General features: G+C 61.3%; 6 protein-coding genes. 1 reads left to right on the forward strand and 5 read right to left on the reverse strand.

Features of this window, described 5'->3' with window-relative positions:
• Nucleotides 1-72: 72 nt before the first annotated feature.
• Both AAFX91_RS39025 and AAFX91_RS39030 read right to left on the reverse strand, forming a co-directional pair.
• The gene (locus AAFX91_RS39025) at nucleotides 73-1,449 is read right to left on the reverse strand and encodes a cytochrome c peroxidase (protein WP_394570054.1); all 1,377 of its coding nucleotides are present in this window, start codon (nucleotides 1,447-1,449) and stop codon (nucleotides 73-75) included.
• Nucleotides 1,446-2,237 carry an EfeM/EfeO family lipoprotein gene (locus tag AAFX91_RS39030; RefSeq protein WP_245476398.1) on the reverse strand — a complete coding sequence of 264 codons (792 nt, stop codon included), beginning with the start codon at nucleotides 2,235-2,237 and terminating at the stop codon, nucleotides 1,446-1,448. Before AAFX91_RS39030 ends, AAFX91_RS39025 begins: the two co-directional genes overlap by 4 nt.
• Before the next feature lie 228 nt (nucleotides 2,238-2,465).
• Here AAFX91_RS39030 and AAFX91_RS39035 point away from each other — a divergent pair, with 228 nt between their 5' ends.
• Nucleotides 2,466-2,957 (forward strand): A24 family peptidase, encoded by a 492-nt coding sequence (locus AAFX91_RS39035; protein WP_130580399.1) that lies wholly within the window; start codon nucleotides 2,466-2,468, stop codon nucleotides 2,955-2,957.
• Nucleotides 2,958-3,081: 124 nt separating this feature from the next.
• Here AAFX91_RS39035 and AAFX91_RS39040 read toward each other — a convergent pair whose 3' ends face one another.
• The 3 genes from AAFX91_RS39040 to AAFX91_RS39050 form a co-directional block, all read right to left on the reverse strand.
• Entirely contained in the window at nucleotides 3,082-3,714 is a 633-nt protein-coding gene (locus tag AAFX91_RS39040) for a hypothetical protein (RefSeq protein ID WP_394570055.1), read from the reverse strand.
• Complete coding sequence (gspM, locus tag AAFX91_RS39045) at nucleotides 3,714-4,283, reverse strand: type II secretion system protein GspM (protein ID WP_130580401.1); 570 nt, start codon at nucleotides 4,281-4,283, stop codon at nucleotides 3,714-3,716. The genes AAFX91_RS39040 and gspM overlap by 1 nt, the downstream gene beginning before the upstream one ends.
• The coding region (locus AAFX91_RS39050; RefSeq protein ID WP_394570056.1) for a PilN domain-containing protein at nucleotides 4,280-4,956 on the reverse strand (677 nt) is incomplete at its 5' end. The genes AAFX91_RS39050 and gspM, both read right to left, overlap by 4 nt.

A 4,956-nucleotide genomic window follows, 5' to 3' on the forward strand; every position in this document is an offset into this window, starting at 1 on the left:
CAGATCAAAGCTTCGCAGCCATGATCCATCTGACCGCTGCCGTGATAAACTCCCGATGAATCCCAACAGACCCTAGTGAGAAAGATGTTTCGACTGCATCACCTGGCGCAGCGCCGCGTAGTGCTGATCATGTACATCTTGGTTGAACAGCGACCATCGTTCGGCACCCGCGAGCAGCGCGGGGACAGCCGCGGCCATGAGATAGCGATAGTTCCTGAACTCAGTGGCGGCGTCAGCACTGCGGCCTTCGCTTACGGCGATATCGATTCGCCGCAGCATAAGGACGAGTTCCTTGAGACTGTTGCGCGCCATGACGCGCTGCTGCGCGCCGCCCGACACGCTGGTGTTCTTTCGATCAGGATATCGCTCAGTGAGCTCGCGCAACTCCGGGCCTATGGTGTCGACGGCAAGCGCGACAATCGCCTTATCGCCCGAGGGAATCGCGGTCGCGAGCACCATGTTGAAGTCATTGATTTCCTTCAGCGTCGCGCCAGCGCCGTCGCGCTCATAGGGCTGCACGCCATCTCCAACCGCTGTGAGATAGGCCACGAGATCGCGCTTGTCTTGCGACGACAGGCCAAGATCGAATGCCCGGTCGAAATGATCGACGACCTGATCAAAGCTGTCGAAGCGGCCGTCGTGAAAATAGGGTGCGTTGAAATCCGCGTTGCGCAGGGTCGGCGTCTTGAACAGACCGCCGGAACCAACGTCGTGCTGTTCGTGGTCGACAAAGGCAGCCGACGGAACATGACAGCCAGCGCAGCTCAAGCCGGGATCATGCGGAAATGGTTTGGAGAACAAGGCTTCGCCGCGACGTTCGGACTCGCTGACATTGCCGACCAGCCGGCCGCCGGGACCGAGGCTCGGATTGGGCAGGAAGTCGACGTCCTGAACATAGGCGACGATGGCATCGATGATCGTCGGCGCCGGCTCGGGCCCGGCGAACTCATTCACGATGACATTGCGGATGAAGTCGCGCAGCGAAGCCGATCGCCCGTCGCTGCCGTAGGGCGCGAGATAGCGCGCACCGCGCAGGCTCGGAATCCTCACGGGATCGAGCACGAGATTGTTCGCCTTCGGATTGAACAATGGGCCGGTGACATCGAAGTTTCCGGGCCGCGTCGACATCTTCGGCATAAAGAATTTGGCGTTGCCGACGCCGTTGACGTGGCAGGTGCCGCAGCTCACACCGGCTTGCCGTGCCACCTCGCCCAGGATTGCCGGCGAATTGAACGCGAGGTCGCCGAGATTCACCATGTACGATTTCGCACCGGTGCGTTCGGATTGAAACACCTCGCGCGGCTTGTCGAGCGCATCCTCGTTCAGCTCGGTTTTTGTCGGCAGAACAGTCTGATTGCCGTCGACGGGAAAAGCCAGCGCGCGTCCAAGCGACGCGACGACAAGCAGACCGGACGCAAGCGCCGTCAGCCGCAGCCAAGGCGAATTCATCGCACCTGGGCCTCCAGCGTCGGCCGTTGCAGTCCAAGCTTTGCCGAAGCAGTCTGCAGCGCCACCACCAGTTCCTCGCTGGCGCGTCGCAACCGCGGGATATCGACATGCGGCAAGTCGGGCGCCGCGACAATCGCTTCAAGCAGCTCGATTCGATTCGTCACCATTTCATCGAGCTTGCCGTCCGCCGTGTTGAGGGCCGCGGAGAAAATCGTGTGATAGGCGAAATCGATGCCGGCGATGTTGTTACGCATGTCATCGAGCGAGGTGCCGCTAATGCGAGACTCGCCACCATCGGCCTTGCTTTCCCCGACTTCGTAAGCGAGCCGCGCCGTCCCATCCAGCAGGCCCTGGGGCGTGAGCTGCATGTCCTTAAGCTTGACGTGCAGATCGTTCAGATGTTCGACCAACGCGGCAGCATCTTTGTCGACGTCGGTCTGGCCTGCGCCGAACAGTTTCGCTTCGATGGCATGGAACCCACTGTCGGCGTTCGGCCAGGCGTCGATCTTCGCGTCAAGCTCAGGCACAAAGCCGGTCGTAAAGACTTCGGAGCGCTCCCAGCCGGCGCGAGCCGAAATCCAGGCTTTCTTCGCGCCCGCGAGATCCCCTACTGCAGCCCTTTCACGCAGTGCTCGCGCACCCGCCAACGCGCTATCAATGCCTTCGATCATGTAAGGCCGATAGCGCTCGGCGCCTTCATCAAGGACGCTAGCGTCTGCGGAACGCAGACCGCTCAACATCACCAGCAAAGCAAGGCATGTCGCCACTCGCATTTTATTCACCGTCATTCACGCATCAGCTATCGCTCGCAGCGACGGGAAATATTGTCAGCTTCCTATGCGGTTTTGTGACAGGCTGATTGCACGTTGCGGTTTTCTGCTGTGAAGAGTTTTTCCGACGATCACATTCTCGAAAGACCGCTCCTGCTTGTGCCGGTTGCTTGAAAATTGAGCTGCTGAGCACGAACGAAATTCTGTGGTAAGCACTCACACACTTCGTTATTCATCGTAGCGCTCATGCCAATCGCCAGTGAAGCTGTGCAGTTCCTCGGATTCTACGTTGCCCTTGGCGCGATGTGCTGCGCGCTGGCACTGATCGACCTTCGTCACGGCATCATTCCGGATGGGTTGAATCTTGCGATTGCCGTCCTTGGCGTTGCCCAAGCCATTGTCTTCGGGAACCCGACAGACGGCTTCGAGGCGCTCGGCGAAGCTGCCGCGATTGCTGTCGTCTTCCTGTTGTTGCGGCGCCTCTATTTTCTGTTGCGACAAGCCGAGGGGCTCGGGCTTGGCGATGTCAAATTTCTCGCAGCCGCGGCGACCTGGGTCGGCATGACAGGCATTCCAACGTTGCTGTTGATTGCCACCTTGAGTGCGCTTGCGGCGGCCGGCAGCCTGCAACTCGCCGGGCGCCAGATGAAGCGCCAGACATCGATGCCATTCGGCCCGTTCCTGGCGCTCGGCCTGCTGCTGACGCCGGCCTTCCAGCGATGGCTCAGCATGAACTAGTGAGAGCGTTTTGGAGCGAAGCATGCCCTCGGACTTGATCCGAGGGTGGATACCGGTTCGCCTGAAGAAACGCGTCGAAACAAGAATCCAGAGCTTCGGTTCTGACTCAATCAAAATCGAAACTCTAGCGCCGCGTCACCAAAGGCGTTCTGATCGTGCTCACCGGGACGAGATGGACCTCACCACCCCCCTCGCCACCTGGCGGCGGCAGTGTAAGCACGGCGCCCTGTTCGTCCTTTTCCATCGTGACCTCCCGGCCGCGAATCGCACTCAGCTTCCAGCCCTGAAAATCTTCGCCGACTTTCAGCCGCAACGCAGCATTGGTTGATTGATCCAGGAAAATGCCGAAGCCTTCGTCGTCCCCGGCAATGGTGCCAACGAGCGACAATTGCGGAGGTTCGGCCTCTTTCTTCCGCGGCGGCGGAGGTTGTCTGGTGACGACAGGCTCGGCGACGGCCACGGGCGGCGGTCGCCGTGAGGGCGAGAACACCGGACGCTCGCGTGTGTTGGACAGTTGCGTCAGCGGAATGCCCCACAACGGATTGGCACTGAGTGGCCGGACCGGCGCCGCCGGTGGTGGAACCGTGCGCACCGTCGTGACCGGTTCGGAAGGTGGCGGCGATGTCAGGACGGGTCCGCCCAGCCGCGTGTCATCCAATAGCCCAGCATCAAGTGCATCGCCGGATGCATCAGGCGCGGCCGCCGCCATGGATTGGACCGACCACGCGAAGCTCATGACGATGACTGCCAAACGCATTACTTGGCCCCCCGCCACTGTCCGGAGACGCCCAGCAGCACGCGCAGCTTGCCCGGGCCTTCGCCCGAGTTCGTTTTCGCCCCATCGAGGATGGTCTGCACGACGAGCTGGTCAATAAACAAGAACGGCATGCCGGCCTCAAGGTCGTAAAGCACCTGTTGCAGTTGCTGTTGCTCGATTTCGAAACTCGCGACCATGCTGATGAAGCCGGCCTTCGCAGGCGTGTTGGGAACATCGAGCTGGGTCGACAATACGTTGCCGCCGAATTTCGTCACCGAACCCGCCACGCGCTGCAACAGCGTCGCGCCGGCAACCGTGACCGTGGCGCCTTCGAGATAGGCCGAGCCCGCCGGCATCGTCTCACCGGGCCCCCCGCCTGCTCTGGGCGTGCGCCCCTCCAACTGCGCCAGCATCGCCGACGACGCGGCGAGTTCGTTACGCTGACCGATAAGATCGGATAGCGACGATACGGCCACGAACAGCAGCAGGATCAGTAGTCCGACATAGGTTGCGGCTGCCACGAACGGCGAGGTGCTGATTGCCTTCAATGACCTGGCCGACGCGTTCATGAGCCGGATCCAAAATACGCTGATATATTGGCCTCGACGTGAAAGCGCTCGCCGGACTCGTTCGCCGCGCGGGTCGTCGGTGCGAAAAATGTGGCGCGGGTGAATTGCGGCGACTGTTCCATCAGGCGAATGAGCGACGGTGCGTCCTGGGTCATGCCGACGACCTGCACCTTGTCGCCTTCGATGCGCAGCTCCGTCACATAGGTCGTGTCGGGCAGCACGCGCGAGAGCGCTTCCAGCACCATCACGCTCGATGGCGTGGTCTGCTTGCGCTTTGCCAACAAACCAATTCCGGATGCCATGCCATTGGCGTCAACCCGCAATGCCGCGCGGCGCTGCGAAATCTGCCGCTGGATATCCTCCTGTTCAGATTGCAGCGAACCGCCGAGATAGATGCTGAGGAACAGCGACGCAGCGGCTGCAATGCCGGTCGAGATCAGGACGACGCGCAACAGGCGCGGCACATTCGGCCCCGCCATGCTGCGAAGCCGCTTGTCGAGCAGCTTCACCCGGATCGGCGCGCCGCTGCCGCCTGCGGCCGGCGCATGGATAGAGACGGAAGCAGCGCCCAGCCTGTCGGCCAACTGCACCAACGGACGCATTGCCTCATCAAGAATGTTACCGGAGAACTGACCGTCAGGATTGGGGCGGCGACACCGAATCGGATCGGTGT

The sequence above is a fragment of the Bradyrhizobium sp. 31Argb genome, assembly GCF_043638955.1.
GTDB lineage: Bacteria > Pseudomonadota > Alphaproteobacteria > Rhizobiales > Xanthobacteraceae > Bradyrhizobium.

What these genes read in the sequence shown, in the direction of transcription:
- AAFX91_RS39025 (WP_394570054.1), bottom strand. Translation starts at nt 1,449, where the DNA reads ATGAATTCGCCTTGGCTGCGGCTGACGGCGCTTGCGTCCGGTCTGCTT.
- AAFX91_RS39030 (WP_245476398.1), bottom strand. Translation starts at nt 2,237, where the DNA reads ATGACGGTGAATAAAATGCGAGTGGCGACATGCCTTGCTTTGCTGGTG.
- AAFX91_RS39035 (WP_130580399.1), top strand. Translation starts at nt 2,466, where the DNA reads ATGCCAATCGCCAGTGAAGCTGTGCAGTTCCTCGGATTCTACGTTGCC.
- AAFX91_RS39040 (WP_394570055.1), bottom strand. Translation starts at nt 3,714, where the DNA reads ATGCGTTTGGCAGTCATCGTCATGAGCTTCGCGTGGTCGGTCCAATCC.
- gspM (WP_130580401.1), bottom strand. Translation starts at nt 4,283, where the DNA reads ATGAACGCGTCGGCCAGGTCATTGAAGGCAATCAGCACCTCGCCGTTC.